The sequence below is a fragment of the Citrobacter sp. Cb031 genome, from assembly GCF_030336725.1.
In the GTDB taxonomy this organism is placed as follows: domain Bacteria; phylum Pseudomonadota; class Gammaproteobacteria; order Enterobacterales; family Enterobacteriaceae; genus Citrobacter; species Citrobacter braakii.
Genome location: NZ_JAOWDA010000022.1, coordinates 117,115 through 133,349 on the forward strand (window position 1 = coordinate 117,115; position 16,235 = coordinate 133,349).

Consider the following 16,235-nt stretch of genomic DNA (forward strand, 5'->3'; position numbering starts at 1 on the left):
GAGTATGAGTATAGTACATGCCCGCATTGATTATCGACTAATTCATGGACAGGTTATCACCAAATGGCTGAAAAGGAGCAACGCCGATAAAATAATTGTTATCGATGACGAATTATATAATGATCCTTTTTTAGCCGAAGTTTATAAAATGGCGGCCCCCAGCGGCATCGAAGTAATCATGACATCCATTGAGGAAACGACAACCCGCTGGAATGAGAAAAATTTTTATACTGGCAAACTTTTAATCCTTTTCAAATCTATTGATTCAGCATTAAAGACTATTCAGGGCGGATTAGAACTTGAAGAGTTGCAAGTAGGCGGCATAGAAAACATCCCTGGTAGAAAAATCGTCTTTAATCAGATATCAATAAATAAAGAAGATGCAGAAAAACTACAAGTAATAGAAGACAGGAATATTAAAGTTTATTTCCAGACTATCCCAGAAGAAGAACCAGCCAGTCTGCAAAAAATAAAGAATAAGTTACCTTAAAAAGGAGAGGAACTTATGGGCGTTTCTACAGCAATATTGATTGGTTTAGTTTATTGGATATCACAAGCGAAGGTATGGTATGGCTTTTCAATCATGCGCATGCCGTTATCTATTGCCCCCATTATGGGAATTATCTTTGATGATATGCCGACTGCATTATCAGTCGGTGCGACATTACAGATGATCTATATAGGTAGTATTGCTCCTGGTGGGAACCCGCCAGCAGATGAGGGATTGGCCTCCTGCATCGCTATACCTATTGCTCTTACTGCGGGGATAAAACCTGAAATAGCTATTTCGTTGGCAATCCCAATAGGTTTATTAGGGGTTGTCCTCGAAAACGTTCGTAAAACGGTTAATACCACATTTGTTCATATGGCCGATCGCTATGCCGAAAAAGCAGATATCAAAGGGATTCAGCGGGTAGCAACTATCTATCCTATTCTGTTGGCCTTCCCTATGCGCTTCGTTCCTGTTTTCGTTGCCTGTTTGTATGGCCCAGATGCTATTGCCTCATTTGTCAAACTGTTACCCTCCTGGACCACCAACGGCTTAGCTATCGCTGGTAATATTCTTCCAGCATTAGGTTTTGCTATCACTATCATTGTGATCGGGAAAAAACAATACATCCCGTTATTCATCATTGGTTTCTTCTTGGTCACATATTCAGGGCTAAACACCATAGGGATATCCATTTTTGGTTTATGTGCTGTTCTCTTATACATGCAATCAAAAACTGCGAAAGGAACACAAAATGGCTAATAATATCGACTTAAAGGAAGCCGAAAGCTCACCAATTACGAATAGAGATGTGCAGATTGTCTGGTTAAAATGGCATGCTTTCTCAGAAACATCATTAAATTTTGAACGGTTACAGGCTCTAGCCTTTTGTAATTCAATGACAGGGATTTTAGCTAAGCTATACCCAAATGAGAGGGATCTTTCAAAAGCGTTACAGCGCCATTTGACGATGTTTAACACACAAGCTAACTGGGGCTCAGTGGTAAACGGCATCACTATCGCACTAGAAGAAAAAGCATCCCAGGAACCTGAAGAACAGCGAACAGCCACAACCCAATTAGTGACCAGTTTAAAAACGGGGCTAATGGGTCCAGTCTCAGGTATCGGGGATACGTTAGATTTTGGCACATTGCGACCTATTGTTATTGGGGTATGTATTCCTTTTGTATTGCAAGGGTACGTATTAGCCGCATTACTGCCATTGATCTATCAAGTTGTTTATATGTTCTTCGCTAGCCGATTTGCACTTAATATTGGTTATAAAAAGGGGAAAGAGTCAATTTTAGAGATACTCCACTCTGGCAGTATCCATAAAATTATTGAAGGCGCAGGTATGTTCGGCCTGTTGATGATGGGGGCGCTTTCTGCCACTTATGTAAAGATTAAGACACCGCTACATATTACTACTGGTGGGGGGAATACTATTGTCCTGCAGGACATGTTAGACAAAATTGTGCCTAACTTACTCCCCCTGGTTGCGGTTCTCGGTATTTATATATACATCCAGAAGTGTGGACCGCATTTCCTACGAATACTGGTAGCAATCCTCTCTTTAAGCCTTATTTTTTCATTCTTCGGTTTATTGTAATATGAAAAAAATACTTATAACGCCCAGGCCCTTTCTTAGTAAGGGGCAAAAATATCTGGATGAATTACAGGCAGCAGGTTATATCGTCGAATGTAATACGAGCGGCGGACGTTTTAGTAAAGAAGAGTTGATGGTAAAAATTAAAGATGCCGATGCTATTATTACAGGCAACGACCCTTTAGATCAAGACGTTATAGATTGTGCGAAAAAACTAAAAGTAATCTCAAAATATGGTGTTGGTTTAGATAATATTAACGTTGAGTATGCGAACAGCAGAAATATTGTGGTGCATAAAGCACTCAACGCCAATTCTGTATCGGTAGCAGAAATGGCTATTCTAATGATGCTATCCAGTGCCAGAAAGTATGTTGAAATCGAACAACAGGCTAAATGCAGTAATGATGTAAGATTGGTGGGTACTGAGTTACATAAAAAGACATTAGGGCTGATTGGCCTTGGTGCTATTGGCAAACATGTAGCCCACATCGCTAACGCTATGGGTATGGAGATCATCGCATACGACCCTTATATCAATCAGAGTCAGGTTTTTCCGTATATAAACTTTAAAGAGTTAGATGAGGTGTATCAGCTCAGTGATGTTATCTCGCTTCATTTGCCTTTATTAGATAGCACCAGGCACATGATTGACCAGCACGCATTCGAAAAAATGAAACCTTCCGCAATATTGATAAATACTGCACGAGGCGGTTTGATTGATGAAGATAGTTTATACAATGCTTTAATTACTCACAAAATTTCTTTTGCTAGTGAAGATATTGAACTTAAAGAACGAAAAGAAGCAACAAAACAACTCATAAATTACTCGATCACGCCACATGCGGCTTCGTTTACTCAGGAAGCAGATCTTAACACAATTCAAATCTCGATTAAAAATGTTACCAACGAACTGGAGAAAAGATAATGAAAGAACTTAAGGGAATTATTACTGCGATGGTGACACCATTTGATGAAACGGAAAAAATGGATATCCCGGCAGCAAGAAAGATGGCTCGCTGGTTAGTCAACAATGGTGTTCATGGATTATTTATTTGTGGCACCAACGGTGAATTTCATCTGTTATCAGATGATGAAAAAGTAGAACTCACCAAAGCAGTTGTTGATGAAGTGGGTGATGACGTAACTATTTGCGCCGGTGCCGGTTGCTGTAGCACACAGCAAACTATTGCTCTGACTCAACGACTCGTTGATGCTGGCGCAGATTACATTTCAGTTGTAACCCCCTACTATCTGGTGCCTAATCAGGAAGATTTATATAAACATTACTATGATATTGCGGCCAGCACAGCAGCACCTATTATTCTATACAATCTCCCAGGGCAAACGGGCCTAAGTATTGAATACGAAACAGCGAATCGCCTGGCTGATATCGATAATATCGTGGCAATCAAAGATAGCAGTGGCAAATTTGAAGTACAAAAACAGTACCTTGAGATTTCAAAACACAAAAATTTTAAAGTATTGAACGGTTCAGATTCGCTGATGCTTGATGCATTTAAAGAAGGTTCAGTTGCCAGCGTCGCAGCCACATCAAATGTTTTACCGAAGATTGAAGTGGATTTGTATAACTACTTTATCGCGGGGCAGTTGGATCAAGCACAGGAAGAGCGTAATAAGATCGATGCGCTGCGTATGAACATTAAGAAAATGACCGCACCTGCAGTAATGAAAGAGGCTCTTAACTTAATGGGGATCACCGCAGGCATTACCAGAAGACCAATACATATGCCGAATGAAATCATCACTCAGGATATCAAAGAGATGCTGGCAGCCTATAATCTCCTGCCACAATAAGTTTTACCGACAGTATTCGGCTGCATTAAGGTGACATGTTTGCCCAGAAACCGGGCAAACATGTCACCTTGTCAGGCGCAGGGGCATCAATCACTTCGGCCCCCCACCCCACAACACCAGAGAGGCAAAAGCAAACCTGGCAGAGGAAAGCGTGATAGCAGTTTGAAGTATCAATGAGACATAAAAAACCCCCGAATGGGCATCCAGGGGTTATAGGGGCAATGCGTTAAACGGTATGATTACGCTTCGATCGCCGCACGCAGTTTTTTCATGGCGTTCTTTTCAAGCTGACGAACACGTTCAGCAGAGACGCCGTAGCGATCGGCCAGTTCCTGCAACGTCGACTTGTTGTCTTCGTCCAGCCAACGGGCGCGAATGATGTCCTGGCTACGCTCGTCCAGACCCTCCATTGCGTGGGTCAGTTTGTTCGCGGCCTGATCTTCCCAGTTATCTTCTTCAATGCCGTCGGCAAAGTTAGATGATTTATCCTGCAGATACAGAACCGGTGCCATCGGCTGGCTGTCAGACTCGTCGTCTGAAGACATGTCAAACGTCATGTCCTGCGCCGCCATACGGGATTCCATTTCGCGCACGTCTTTGCTGGAAACACCCAGCTCACGAGCAACCATTTCAACTTCGTCCTGATTGAACCAGCCCAGACGCTGCTTGGTTTTACGCAGGTTAAAGAACAGCTTACGCTGCGCTTTGGTGGTCGCGACTTTTACGATACGCCAGTTACGCAGAACGTATTCGTGGATCTCAGCTTTGATCCAGTGCACGGCGAAAGAAACCAGGCGCACACCCACTTCCGGGTTGAAACGGCGCACGGCTTTCATCAGGCCGATATTACCTTCCTGAATCAGATCCGCCTGCGGCAGGCCATAGCCCGCATAATTACGAGCAACATGAACAACAAAGCGCAGGTGAGACAGGATCAGCGTTTTAGCTGCTTCCAGATCGCCCTGGTAATGCAGCTTTTCAGCAAGTAGCCGCTCCTCGTCAGCCGACAACATCGGCCACGCGTTCGCAGCCCGGATGTAAGATTCCAGGTTACCAACAGGGGCTAAAGCTAAATTTTGCATTTCTTTGGTCATTCAAATCCTCTCAATCTTTTCATCTGACGCGTTGGCTAAAACCAATAGCAACAACCATGCCAGAGCTTATGAGCAACGAGAATATCATTCAATCTTTTATCAGACAGTGATTTTATCCACAAGTTCCATGTCGTAATGTGTATAGATTACGCACAAAATGTGACATCACAATGAATACGCCGGGAAGAGATAACAGGGACTCTTTCCCTGCAGAGCGAACTACTCAGTGCAGGGAAAGATTATACCAGAGATTTTTTAATCGGGGGTAAAGTGGCGTAAATGTTGAACCGTGGCAAGCCAGGCTGCCACCCAGCCAATCATCGAGCACACCAGCAGTAATAACAGGCATTCGTCGAATGATAAGCCGTTGATATCAAACTTAGTTCCAAAAACCTGCGCCACCTCAGTAACCGCTGACGACAGGCGCATCACCAAAATTTCTGACAAAATTAGTGAAAGAAATGCGCCGGAAAAACCGAGCAGCGCACCGCCGTAGAGGAACGGACGCAGGATAAACCCATCCGTCGCGCCAATCAGTTTCTGCACGTTAATGGTATCGCGACGCGCAAAAATACTCAGCCGCACACTGTTACCGATGACGAGGAAGACCGCCGCTACCATCAGCACGCCAATCATCGCGGAGACGCGTCCGACAAGGCCCGTCAGCGCCGCCAGACGGGCAAACCAGCTGTCATCCATGCGCACTTCATCAATACCGTTGATTTGTGCGATACGGTCGCGCAGCGTGTTCAGCGACTCCGTGCCCTGGAAGTCCAGTTTCGGGATAACCACCGCCACGGCCGGTAGCGGGTTCTCTTCCAGCATATCCAGCGCGCCGCCAAAGCCGGACCAGTTACGGAATTCGCCCAGCGCGTCATCGCGGGAAAGATAATTCACTTTCTCCACGCCCTGCTCGGCCTGCAACTGACCAACCACCCGCGCCGCTGCATCATCATCCAGCGTTTTTTGCAGGTAAACGGTGATCTGCGGAGAAGGATAATACTGGCTTGCCGCATGGTCGACGTTCTTATAAACCATGTAGCATACGCTTGGCAGCGTCAGGGAGATGGCAATAACCATCACCGTCAGGAACGTCGCCAGCGGCTTGCTTTTCAGGTCCTGTAACGCGCCCTGGAACGCGTAGCGTACCTGCTCGTTAAAGACATTGGTTTTACGCGAGTTCGGCTTTGGCGCGGCTTTCGCCCGCTTTGGCGCGTTACGACCGCCATCTCCCGGCGCGCCGCCCGATTTACGGAAGCGATCCAGTCGGCCACCGAACTGTTTGATTTGATTAATAGCGTCACGTCTATTCATGGGCCAGGCCTCCATGCAGATGTCCATCGCTCAGAACCATTTGGCGATAGGAGCGACGGGAGATCAGGCCAATATCGTGCGTGGCCATTAATACCGTGACCCCGACGCGGTTAAACTCTTCAAACAGGCGAAGGATCCCTTCCGACAACGCGTCATCCAGGTTCCCTGTTGGTTCATCCGCCAGCAATACCGCCGGTTTATTCACCACCGCACGGGCGATGCCCACGCGCTGTTGTTCACCGCCGGAGAGCTGAATAGGGAAGTTTTTCGCTTTGTCCAACAGTCCGACCTTATCCAGCGCCGCTGACACGCGACGACGAATATCGTCCCCGCTGGCGCCCGCGATGATCAGCGGGATTGCCACGTTGTCAAACACGGTTCTGTCCATCAACAGGTGGTGATCCTGAAAAATCATGCCAATCTGACGACGCAGAAACGGCACTTCACGGTTTTTCAAACGGCTGATGTCATGCCCGCTGAAGTAGATTTTCCCGGCGCTGGGCCGTTCAATTCCACAAATCAGCTTCAGCAGGGTACTTTTCCCCGCGCCAGAGTGGCCGGTCAGAAATGCCATCTCGCCAGGCTGCATATGGAAGGTAACTCCCTGCAGCGCTTGTCTCCCACCGAGATAGGCCTTGCTGACATGTTCAAAGCGAATCATTGTTAATCCTCTCGGGCAAAAAGTGCCTCTATAAAATCGTCCGCTTTAAACGGACGTAAATCCTCGATACGTTCGCCCACACCGATATAACGGATAGGGATGCCAAACTGATCGGCAACCGAGAAGATGACCCCGCCCTTCGCTGTACCGTCCAGCTTAGTCAGGGTGATACCGGTTAAGCCCACGGCTTCATGGAACAGTTTGGCCTGGCTTATCGCATTCTGCCCGGTGCTGGCGTCGATAGTCAGCATAACTTCATGCGGCGCATCTTCGTCGAGCTTCTTCATGACGCGAACGATTTTTTTCAATTCTTCCATCAGGTGCGATTTGTTCTGCAAACGCCCTGCGGTATCAGCGATCAGCACATCTACATTACGCGCCTTCGCTGCCTGGATGGCATCAAAGATGACGGACGCGGAATCCGCGCCGGTATGCTGAGCAATCACCGGGATGTTGTTACGCTGACCCCAGACCTGCAACTGCTCTACCGCCGCCGCACGGAAGGTATCGCCCGCCGCCAGCATCACCGATTTACCCTGCTGCTCAAACTGACGCGCCAGCTTTCCGATAGTGGTGGTTTTACCCACGCCGTTGACGCCAACCATTAAGATAACAAACGGCGTCTTGCCATCAACATTCAGCGGTTCTTCCACCTTCGCCAGAATCTCGCCCATCTCTTCTTTCAGCAGGCCGTACAGCGCTTCCGCGTCTTTGAGCTGCTTACGGCTGGCACCTTCCGTCAGATTCGCAATAATCTTGCGGGTCGTTTCTACGCCCACGTCGGCGATCAGCAGTTGCTCTTCCAGCTCTTCAAACAGATCATCGTCGATCTTTTTACCACGGAACAGACTGATAAATCCGGAACCAAGGTTTTCTTTTGTTTTCAGGAGGCTGCGTTTCAGACGCGCAAAGAAACCTTCTTTCGTTGGTTTTTCCTGCTCCTGGACTCCCTCTTCTTCTGTCGGTGCTTCTACGGCAGGTTCTTCTACCGGCACCACCATCACGGCTTCTTCAGTTGCCTCAGCAGCCAGCGCCTGCGCTTCCAGCTCTTCATCAGTCAGGTGCGGTTCGTTTTCGGCTTCCTCTTCAACCGCCTCAACGATTTCAACGGTTTCCGCTTCGGCCTGCCACTCTTCGGCAGAAACCTCTTCGGTTTTCACCTCTTCCGGCAGCGGCAATTCTTCGCGTTCGATAACCGTCGCCGCTGGCGTTTCCACAACGGGTTCAGCTGCAGGTTCAGCAACCCGCTCAATCTCCGGCTGCGGTTGTTCGGCAACAGGTTCTGCTTCCGACTGCAGTTTTTCGATTTCCGCAACCTGTTCAGTCACTTCAACAACTTCAGCTGCAAAAGCTTCCGTTTCCGCCTCGCTACGGGTTTCCTCGGCGTGCGGCTGTTCGTCAACGACGGTAGTTTCTTCAGCAACCGGTTGTTGTTCTTCGTTTTTTAATTCTGTCTCGTTTTCCGGTGCCTGCTCTTTTTGACCAAAGCCCAGCCAGGAAAAAAAGCCACGTTTTTTCTCTTTCGCCATTTGCGACTACACTCCCCCGCTGTTGCTTCATGGCACAGCGTCAACGCTATGTACATAGCAGCTAAAAAAATGATGAAATAGTCTATCACTTATACCCAATGAATTTCGAGTTACGTCAAGGCGGCAAGCGCACGAATCCCGATGAGCTTACTTTTAGTAAGTGATTCGGGTGAGTAAGTACAGCCAACGAAGAGGTAACTTGAAAGGCGACGGGTTAACTTAACTCACATCACCGCCTGGAATGACACGTCAGCAGCGGATTGAGCAATAATTGAAATGAAAAAACCGAATCACTCTGGTAGCGGCCAGATCCGCATTATTGGTGGTCAATGGCGTGGCCGTAAACTCCCGGTTCCGGATAGTCCCGGTCTGCGCCCAACCACCGACCGCGTACGCGAAACCTTATTTAACTGGCTGGCCCCGGTAATGGTCGATGCTCACTGCCTGGACTGCTTCGCCGGCAGCGGCGCGCTGGGGCTGGAAGCCCTCTCTCGCTATGCGGCAAATGCGACGCTTCTGGAAATGGATCGCGCGGTATCACAGCAGCTACAAAACAATCTCGCCACGCTGAAAGCCCCCCATGCCCGGGTCGTCAACACCAATACCCTGACATTTTTGGCCCAGACGGGTACGCCGCATAACGTGGTGTTTGTTGACCCGCCGTTTCGCAAAGGATTACTGGAAGAAACATTAACTCTTCTGGAAACTCATGGCTGGCTGGCAAATGAAGCGTATATTTACGTTGAAAGCGAAGTAGAAAACGGTTTGCCGCCGGTTCCGGTGAACTGGTCGCTGTACCGCGAAAAAGTCGCCGGACAGGTCGCCTATCGCCTTTACCAACGTGAAGCACGAGGAGAACACGATGCTGATTAACCTGGGACGCCTGCTGATGTTGTGCGTCTGGGCATTTTTACTACTCAATATTTTCCAACCCTTTCCACGCCCGCTTAACATCTTCGTTAACGTCGCACTGATTTTTATGGTGCTGATGCACGGCATGCAACTGGCGCTGTTAAAAAGCACCATGCCTAAAGATGGCCCGCAGATGACCCGCGGAGAGAAAATCCGTATTTTTCTGTTCGGCGTCTTTGAGTTACTGGTTTGGCAGAAGAAGATTAAAGATCAGTTGAAGAAGTAACTGTGATCTTTTCGCCCGGCGGCGCTTAGCAGGCCGGGGCGACAAAATCTCCAGGCCGGACAAAGCGTAAGCTGCCATCCGGCATCAGTCAGATGAAACCTTAGCGTTCACTGTAAAATCAACAAAACGCGAACCTTTGTAACTCAGCGTTCCCTTATCCCCGACCGTTAACGCATGGTACTGCTGGGTATCCAGACGAAACGTCTGCTCGAAGCCGCCACTTTGTGGCTTAAAACTGACTTCATAGCGGATGCTGGTCCCCGCCGGGCTCACTTCCTGCTGGCGGGATCGCCGATCGTTAAGCGGTTTTTCCCGTTTGTTACTCACCACCACCTGCTTTTGCACTAACGGCGCAGTATCATTATCGGCTTTTTCACGCCGCTGCTGAACGAAGCGAAACGACGCAGCAACAACGATTAAGACAATGATAAAAATGAAAAAAAGTGGTGGTTTGCTCATATTATTAACCCATCAGAAAATGCGGAAATAAGCATACATTGCCTGTTATGGTGTTGTCATCTGGCAGTGTCGACCTCTACACTGAACAGTAGAGCCGTGAGCACCCCGCTTACGAAAAAATAACGAATTCAAGGAACTAAGATGCTTTGGTCGTTTATCGCTGTCTGCCTTTCCGCATGGTTGTTCGTGGATGCTTCCTATCGTGGGCCCGCCTGGCAACGCTGGGTCTTTAAACCCCTAACCTTACTCCTGCTGGCGCTGCTGGCCTGGCAGGCGCCAATGTTTAATGCTGTCAGCTATCTGGTGCTGGCTGGCCTGCTTGCCTCGCTGCTGGGCGATGCGCTGACGCTGTTACCGCGCCAACGCCTTTTGTATGCCGTGGGGGCATTCTTCCTGTCGCATCTGCTGTATACCATTTACTTCGCCAGCCAAATGACGCTGTCGTTCTTCTGGCCTTTGCCGTTGGTGCTGGTGGTGCTGGGGGCGTTGCTGATTGCCGTGATCTGGACACGTCTGGAAGAGCTACGCATCGCTATCTGTACCTTTATTGGTATCACGCTGATGATGGTCTGGATGGCTGGTGAGCTGTGGTTCTTCCGCCCGACCGCTCCGGCGCTGTCGGCCTTTATGGGCGCATCACTCCTGTTCATCGGCAACATTGTCTGGCTGGGTAGCCATTACCGTCGCCGCTTCCGCGCCGATAACGCAATTGCTGCCGCCTGCTACTTCGCCGGACATTTCCTGATTGTTCGTTCGTTGTATCTTTAAAACGCTTGACTCTGGAGTCGACTCCAGAGTGTATCCTCCGGTTAATATGAAATGATTATCAACCGGAGGATGCCATGTCGACACCCGATTCCAGTGGCAAAAAAGCCCCACAATTTTCTTCTTTCAAGCTAGCGCCTGCGCCACAAAAGGCTGACGACTGCTGCTGCGAAGGAAGTTGCTCCACCCCACCACCCGTATCCGGTACCGTAATGGGTACCCGCTACTCCTGGAAAGTGGCAGGCATGGACTGTGCAGCCTGCGCCCGAAAAGTGGAGAATGCGGTCCGCCAGGTCAACGGCGTCAACCAGGTCCAGGTTCTGTTCGCCACCGAAAAACTGGTAGTCGACGCGGGTTCCGATATCCGCCTGCAAGTTGAAAGCGCAGTGCAAAAGGCAGGCTATACCCTGCGCGATGAGCAAGCGCCAGACGCCGCCCCCGAGTCGCGGTTTAAAGAGAACCTGCCGCTGATTTCGCTGATTATCATGATGGCGATTAGCTGGGGGCTGGAGCAGTTCAATCACCCCTTTGGCCAGATAGCATTTATCGCCACCACGCTGGTAGGTCTGTATCCCATTGCCCGTCAGGCCCTGCGTCTGATGAAAACCGGCAGCTACTTTGCCATTGAAACGTTGATGAGCGTGGCCGCCATTGGCGCACTGTTTATCGGCGCGACGGCAGAAGCCGCCATGGTGCTGCTGCTGTTTTTAATTGGCGAACGCCTGGAAGGATGGGCCGCCAGCCGCGCCCGTAAAGGGGTCAGCGCACTGATGGCGCTCAAGCCGGAAACCGCCACGCGCCTGCGTAACGGCGAGCGCGAAGAGGTTGCTATCAATACTCTCCAGCCAGGCGATGTTATCGAGGTTGCCGCGGGTGGGCGTTTACCTGCCGATGGCAAGCTGGTCTCCGGATTTGCCAGCTTTGATGAAAGCGCCCTGACCGGCGAATCGATACCGGTTGAGCGCGCCACCGGTGAGAAAGTCCCGGCGGGTGCCACCAGCGTGGACCGTCTGGTAACGCTGGAAGTACTCTCCGAACCGGGTGCCAGCGCCATTGACCGTATTCTGAAATTGATTGAAGAAGCGGAAGAACGCCGCGCCCCCATTGAGCGCTTTATTGACCGTTTCAGCCGGATTTACACCCCAGCCATTATGGCGGTTGCGTTGTTGGTCACCCTTGTACCACCGCTGCTGTTTGCCGCATCCTGGCAGGAGTGGATTTATAAAGGGCTGACGCTGCTGCTGATTGGCTGCCCATGTGCGCTGGTGATTTCCACACCCGCAGCCATTACCTCTGGCCTTGCCGCCGCGGCGCGTCGTGGCGCGTTAATCAAAGGCGGGGCCGCGCTGGAGCAGTTGGGTAGGGTAACGCAGGTCGCGTTTGATAAAACCGGCACCCTGACCATCGGTAAACCGCGCGTCACGGCGATTCACCCGGCAAGCGGTATTGGCGAGGCAGAACTGCTGGCGCTGGCGGCAGCAGTAGAGCAAGGCGCGACGCACCCGCTGGCGCAGGCGATTGTTCGGGAAGCCCAAACGCGCGAACTGACTATCCCTGTCGCAAAAGATCAGCGGGCGCTGGTTGGCTCGGGCATTGAAGCACTGGTCAACGGCGAACGCGTGCTGATTTGCGCCGCCGGTAAGCAGCCTGCCGATGCTTTTGCCGGGCAGATAAGCGAGCTGGAAAGCGCGGGTCAAACGGTGGTGCTGGTGCTGCGTAACGATGCCGTTCTCGGCGTGCTGGCTCTACAGGACACGCTGCGCGACGACGCCCGTAGCGCCATCAGCGAGCTTAATCAGATTGGCGTGAAAGGGGTGATTCTGACGGGCGATAACCCGCGAGCGGCGGCAGCTATTGCCAGTGAATTGGGTCTCGAATTCAAAGCGGGTCTATTACCGGAAGATAAGGTACAGGCCGTTACCCATCTTAACCAACAGTCGCCGCTGGCGATGGTCGGCGACGGCATCAACGACGCTCCGGCAATGAAAGCAGCCACCATTGGCATTGCGATGGGAAGCGGGACCGATGTCGCGCTGGAAACCGCCGATGCCGCCCTGACCCACAACCGCCTGCGTGGTCTGGTGCAAATGATTCAGTTAGCCCGCGCCACCCACGCCAATATTCGCCAGAACATTGCGATTGCGCTAGGCCTGAAGGGGATTTTTCTCGTCACCACGCTGCTCGGAATAACCGGACTGTGGCTGGCGGTGCTGGCAGATACGGGGGCGACGGTACTGGTGACCGCTAACGCGCTGCGGTTACTACGTAAAGGATAATGAGTCTGTGCCGGACGGCTGTTGCATTAGCGCCATCCGGCTAAGATTACTGGCCTTTGCGCACCAGATAGCGGTACGGCAGAGAGTCGGTCTCTTTTGCCACCAGCTCATGCTCCATAAAGGTACAGAAGCCAGGAATGTCACGGGTTGTCGCCGGATCGTCGGCGACAATCAGCAGCGTTTCACCCGCTTGCATGCCGCGCACGGTTTTACGCACCATCATTACGGGTTCCGGGCAGCGCAGCCCCTGGGCATCAAGAGTATGGTCGGGAGAGGTAAACAGATCGCTCATCGTAGTCTCGTTCATTCAAAAACGGCGTTATTTTACGCTCTGTTGTGGCGTAAGCCAATCAGGTTAACGATTGCGTGAAAAACAACCATTGCAATGTGCTCTTAAAGCAGTATCATGCGACGGTTTTTTATTGGGTTCCCTCACCCCATCCAACAAAAAGGTCACAATATGACTCCGTTTACACAATCTCAACGCGTAAAAGCGTTGTTTTGGCTATCGCTATTTCATCTGCTGGTGATCACCTCCAGCAACTATCTGGTGCAGCTACCGATCTCCATTTTTGGTTTCCATACCACATGGGGCGCTTTCAGCTTTCCGTTTATTTTCCTCGCGACCGATCTGACCGTGCGTATTTTTGGCGCTCCGTTGGCACGACGTATCATCTTTGCGGTAATGATCCCCGCGCTGCTGATCTCCTATGTCGTTTCATCACTGTTCTATATGGGATCGTGGCAGGGATTCGGCGCACTGCTGCACTTTAATCTGTTTGTCGCCCGTATCGCCGCCGCCAGCTTTATGGCTTACGCGCTGGGTCAAATTCTGGATGTGCATGTCTTTAACCGCCTGCGTCAGAACCGTCGCTGGTGGCTGGCGCCAACGGCTTCCACGCTGTTTGGCAACATCAGCGATACGTTAGCCTTCTTCTTTATCGCTTTCTGGCGCAGCCCAGATGCCTTTATGGCCGAGCACTGGATGGAAATCGCGCTGGTTGACTACTGCTTCAAAGTGCTGATCAGCATTATTTTCTTCCTGCCGATGTACGGCGTGCTGCTGAATATGTTACTGAAAAGGCTGGCAGATAAATCCGAAATCGCTGCATTGCAGACGAGTTAAAGGTTCATTTTCCGAGTTGTGATAAGATGGACGAATGAGCCGTTATGGCCGTTTATCGAAAGGAAGAAGTCAATGCGCAATCTGGTTAAATATGTCGGTATTGGCCTGCTGGTTATGGGGCTTGCGGCCTGTGATAATAGCGATACAAAAGCGCCAGCAGAGGGTGCTGCCGCAGAAAGTAGCGCCACCGGACAACCGGTCAGCTTGCTGGACGGTAAACTCAGTTTTTCCCTGCCAGCGGATATGACCGATCAGAGCGGCAAACTGGGCACCCAGGCGAACAATATGCACGTTTATTCTGACGCAACCGGCCAGAAAGCGGTGATTGTGATTGTTGGCGACAATACCAACGAAGACCTGGCTGTGCTGGCAAAACGCCTGGAAGATCAGCAGCGTAGCCGCGACCCGCAGTTGCAGGTCGTCACCAATAAATCTATTGAGCTGAAAGGCCACACGCTGCAGCAGTTAGACAGCATCATCTCGGCCAAAGGCCAGACCGCTTACTCTTCCGTGGTGTTGGGTAAAGTCGATAACCAACTGCTGACTCTGCAAATCACGCTGCCTGCTGACGATCAGCAAAAAGCGCAGACTACCGCAGAAAACATCATTAACACGCTGGTTATCCAGTAACGGTTAAGACGATGACTCGGCCTCCGGTGACACCACCTGAGGCCGTTTTTTTAATCGCCAGGTCAGCAATAACGCCACCGCCACCAGCCCTGCCGCCGCCAGATAGATAACCGGCACGCCCGCCCAGGTCATGACCAGCCCAGCCAGCGGCCCCGTAACTCCCAGTGATAAATCCATAAACACCGTATACGTCGCCAGCGCAGCGCCCTGATTTTGCTGCGGGACGGCTTTTACCGCCACCACGCCCAGCGCCGGGAACACCAGCGAAAACCCTGCACCGGCCAGCAGGACGCCGCTTTTCGCCATCCACGGCATGGAAGCCATCCCGACCAGCAGCAACCCAACAATCTCGACGCTAAAGCAGATCATCGCCACATTTAGTCCACCTAAACGGTTGATACCATTTGGGAATAACAGGCGGGTCCCCACAAACGTGCAGCTAAAAAGCGTCAGCGCGAAAGCGGCGCCGTCCCAGCCTTTGGCATCATAAAACAGGGTAATGAAAGTGGCGATCACGCCAAATCCGGCTGAGGCCAGGGCCAGCGCCATGCCGTACAACCAGACACGCCCAAGCACCGCGCGAAACGGCAATGGTTTGCCTTTGCTGGCCTTCACCGCCGGACGAGGGAGCGCCAGCAGTATTGCCAACAGCGCCACGCCCATCACGGTCAGCGCCAGTCCCTGTAAGCCACCCCAGGCATAAAACAGAACGCCCAGCGGAGCGCCTATCGCCATCGCGCCATAGGTCACGATGCCGTTCCACGAAATCACCCGTCCGATATGCATTGAACCAACGACCCCAACCCCCCACAGCGTAGAGCCAGTCCCGGCAAAGCTTTGCCCGATCCCTAGAATCACGCGCCCCAGGCATAACAGCAGCAGGCTGGCCAGCGGCCAGCCATTCGTGAAGCCCGCCAGGAAGTAGCCCAGACCACTTAAAAAACAGCCACACAGTCCGAATACCACAATCTTCTTTGGCCCCAGCAGGTCGGCATAGCGACCGGCATGTGGACGGCTCAGCAGCGTAGCGAAATATTGCAGGCTGATGACCAGCCCTGCCCAAAAAGCGCTAAATCCCATCACATCATGGACATAGCCTGGCAATACAGCGAGCGGCAGACCAATGGTCAGGTAGCTGGCGAAGTTAAACATCACCACAGAGACAATACGCAGATTAAGGCGTAAACCGCTAAGCGTCGGTTCAGCGACGGGTTCGGGCATGGAGGATCACCACGTTTTCACAACAGTGTTTCATTTCTACCATGTTGCCGGGCAGAAATCAGTAGTCAGTTTCGGAATATCAGTCGCAAGCCAGCCGCTACACTTAATGCA

Annotated in this window: 18 protein-coding genes; 11 read left to right on the forward strand and 7 right to left on the reverse strand. The window is 51.0% G+C overall.

Annotation, left to right across the window (positions count from 1 at the left end):
• Positions 1 to 4 precede the first annotated feature (4 nt).
• From OGV93_RS07950 to dapA, 5 genes are read left to right on the forward strand one after another with little or no spacing between them, the layout of a single operon-like run.
• Positions 5 to 490 carry a PTS sugar transporter subunit IIB gene (locus OGV93_RS07950; protein ID WP_049283116.1) on the forward strand — a complete coding sequence of 162 codons (486 nt, stop codon included), beginning with the start codon at positions 5 to 7 and terminating at the stop codon, positions 488 to 490.
• Positions 491 to 505: 15 nt separating this feature from the next.
• The gene (locus OGV93_RS07955) at positions 506 to 1,252 is read left to right on the forward strand and encodes a PTS mannose/fructose/sorbose/N-acetylgalactosamine transporter subunit IIC (RefSeq protein WP_101700397.1); all 747 of its coding nucleotides are present in this window, start codon (positions 506 to 508) and stop codon (positions 1,250 to 1,252) included.
• A complete protein-coding gene (locus OGV93_RS07960; RefSeq protein WP_101700398.1) occupies positions 1,245 to 2,099 on the forward strand; it encodes a PTS system mannose/fructose/sorbose family transporter subunit IID in 855 nt (284 codons plus the stop codon). The genes OGV93_RS07955 and OGV93_RS07960 overlap by 8 nt, the downstream gene beginning before the upstream one ends.
• A gap of 1 nt (position 2,100) precedes the next feature.
• Positions 2,101 to 3,021: a phosphoglycerate dehydrogenase gene (locus OGV93_RS07965; RefSeq protein ID WP_101700399.1), complete on the forward strand. Its 921-nt coding sequence runs from the start codon at positions 2,101 to 2,103 to the stop codon at positions 3,019 to 3,021.
• The gene (dapA, locus tag OGV93_RS07970; RefSeq protein WP_101700400.1) at positions 3,021 to 3,911 is read left to right on the forward strand and encodes a 4-hydroxy-tetrahydrodipicolinate synthase; all 891 of its coding nucleotides are present in this window, start codon (positions 3,021 to 3,023) and stop codon (positions 3,909 to 3,911) included. The genes OGV93_RS07965 and dapA overlap by 1 nt, the downstream gene beginning before the upstream one ends.
• 239 nt (positions 3,912 to 4,150) lie before the next feature.
• Here the strand turns inward: dapA and rpoH are convergent, their stop codons facing one another.
• The 4 genes from rpoH to ftsY form a co-directional block, all read right to left on the reverse strand.
• Positions 4,151 to 5,005, reverse strand: a complete 855-nt coding sequence (gene rpoH, locus OGV93_RS07975; protein ID WP_005121585.1) for an RNA polymerase sigma factor RpoH — start codon at positions 5,003 to 5,005, stop codon at positions 4,151 to 4,153.
• A gap of 255 nt (positions 5,006 to 5,260) precedes the next feature.
• Positions 5,261 to 6,319, reverse strand: a complete 1,059-nt coding sequence (gene ftsX, locus OGV93_RS07980; RefSeq protein ID WP_016154839.1) for a permease-like cell division protein FtsX — start codon at positions 6,317 to 6,319, stop codon at positions 5,261 to 5,263.
• The gene (gene ftsE / locus OGV93_RS07985) at positions 6,312 to 6,980 is read right to left on the reverse strand and encodes a cell division ATP-binding protein FtsE (protein WP_003023420.1); all 669 of its coding nucleotides are present in this window, start codon (positions 6,978 to 6,980) and stop codon (positions 6,312 to 6,314) included. The genes ftsX and ftsE overlap by 8 nt, the downstream gene beginning before the upstream one ends.
• A gap of 2 nt (positions 6,981 to 6,982) precedes the next feature.
• Entirely contained in the window at positions 6,983 to 8,509 is a 1,527-nt protein-coding gene (gene ftsY, locus OGV93_RS07990) for a signal recognition particle-docking protein FtsY (protein WP_094168852.1), read from the reverse strand.
• 276 nt (positions 8,510 to 8,785) lie between these two features.
• Between ftsY and rsmD the strand changes: the two genes are divergently transcribed.
• Together rsmD and OGV93_RS08000 are read left to right on the forward strand one after the other, a co-directional pair.
• The gene (gene rsmD / locus OGV93_RS07995) at positions 8,786 to 9,382 is read left to right on the forward strand and encodes a 16S rRNA (guanine(966)-N(2))-methyltransferase (RefSeq protein ID WP_016157666.1); all 597 of its coding nucleotides are present in this window, start codon (positions 8,786 to 8,788) and stop codon (positions 9,380 to 9,382) included.
• Positions 9,372 to 9,647, forward strand: a complete 276-nt coding sequence (locus OGV93_RS08000; protein ID WP_016154842.1) for a DUF1145 family protein — start codon at positions 9,372 to 9,374, stop codon at positions 9,645 to 9,647. The genes rsmD and OGV93_RS08000 overlap by 11 nt, the downstream gene beginning before the upstream one ends.
• Positions 9,648 to 9,731: 84 nt before the next feature.
• Here OGV93_RS08000 and OGV93_RS08005 read toward each other — a convergent pair whose 3' ends face one another.
• Entirely contained in the window at positions 9,732 to 10,106 is a 375-nt protein-coding gene (locus OGV93_RS08005; RefSeq protein ID WP_101700402.1) for a DUF2500 domain-containing protein, read from the reverse strand.
• A 141-nt stretch (positions 10,107 to 10,247) separates the two neighbouring features.
• Here OGV93_RS08005 and OGV93_RS08010 point away from each other — a divergent pair, with 141 nt between their 5' ends.
• A complete protein-coding gene (locus OGV93_RS08010) occupies positions 10,248 to 10,874 on the forward strand; it encodes a lysoplasmalogenase (RefSeq protein ID WP_016154844.1) in 627 nt (208 codons plus the stop codon).
• Positions 10,875 to 10,948: 74 nt separating this feature from the next.
• Positions 10,949 to 13,147, forward strand: coding sequence for a Zn(II)/Cd(II)/Pb(II) translocating P-type ATPase ZntA (gene zntA, locus OGV93_RS08015; RefSeq protein WP_047358183.1), 2,199 nt, complete (start codon positions 10,949 to 10,951; stop codon positions 13,145 to 13,147).
• A 46-nt stretch (positions 13,148 to 13,193) separates the two neighbouring features.
• Here zntA and tusA read toward each other — a convergent pair whose 3' ends face one another.
• Positions 13,194 to 13,439, reverse strand: coding sequence for a sulfurtransferase TusA (gene tusA / locus OGV93_RS08020; protein WP_003827551.1), 246 nt, complete (start codon positions 13,437 to 13,439; stop codon positions 13,194 to 13,196).
• A gap of 168 nt (positions 13,440 to 13,607) precedes the next feature.
• Here tusA and OGV93_RS08025 point away from each other — a divergent pair, with 168 nt between their 5' ends.
• Together OGV93_RS08025 and OGV93_RS08030 are read left to right on the forward strand one after the other, a co-directional pair.
• Positions 13,608 to 14,273, forward strand: coding sequence for a 7-cyano-7-deazaguanine/7-aminomethyl-7-deazaguanine transporter (locus tag OGV93_RS08025; protein ID WP_016154846.1), 666 nt, complete (start codon positions 13,608 to 13,610; stop codon positions 14,271 to 14,273).
• Positions 14,274 to 14,345: 72 nt separating this feature from the next.
• Positions 14,346 to 14,903 carry a DcrB family lipoprotein gene (locus OGV93_RS08030; protein WP_016154847.1) on the forward strand — a complete coding sequence of 186 codons (558 nt, stop codon included), beginning with the start codon at positions 14,346 to 14,348 and terminating at the stop codon, positions 14,901 to 14,903.
• Positions 14,904 to 14,906: 3 nt separating this feature from the next.
• Here OGV93_RS08030 and OGV93_RS08035 read toward each other — a convergent pair whose 3' ends face one another.
• Positions 14,907 to 16,124 (reverse strand): MFS transporter, encoded by a 1,218-nt coding sequence (locus OGV93_RS08035; protein ID WP_047358184.1) that lies wholly within the window; start codon positions 16,122 to 16,124, stop codon positions 14,907 to 14,909.
• Between the last annotated feature and the right edge of the window lie 111 nt (positions 16,125 to 16,235).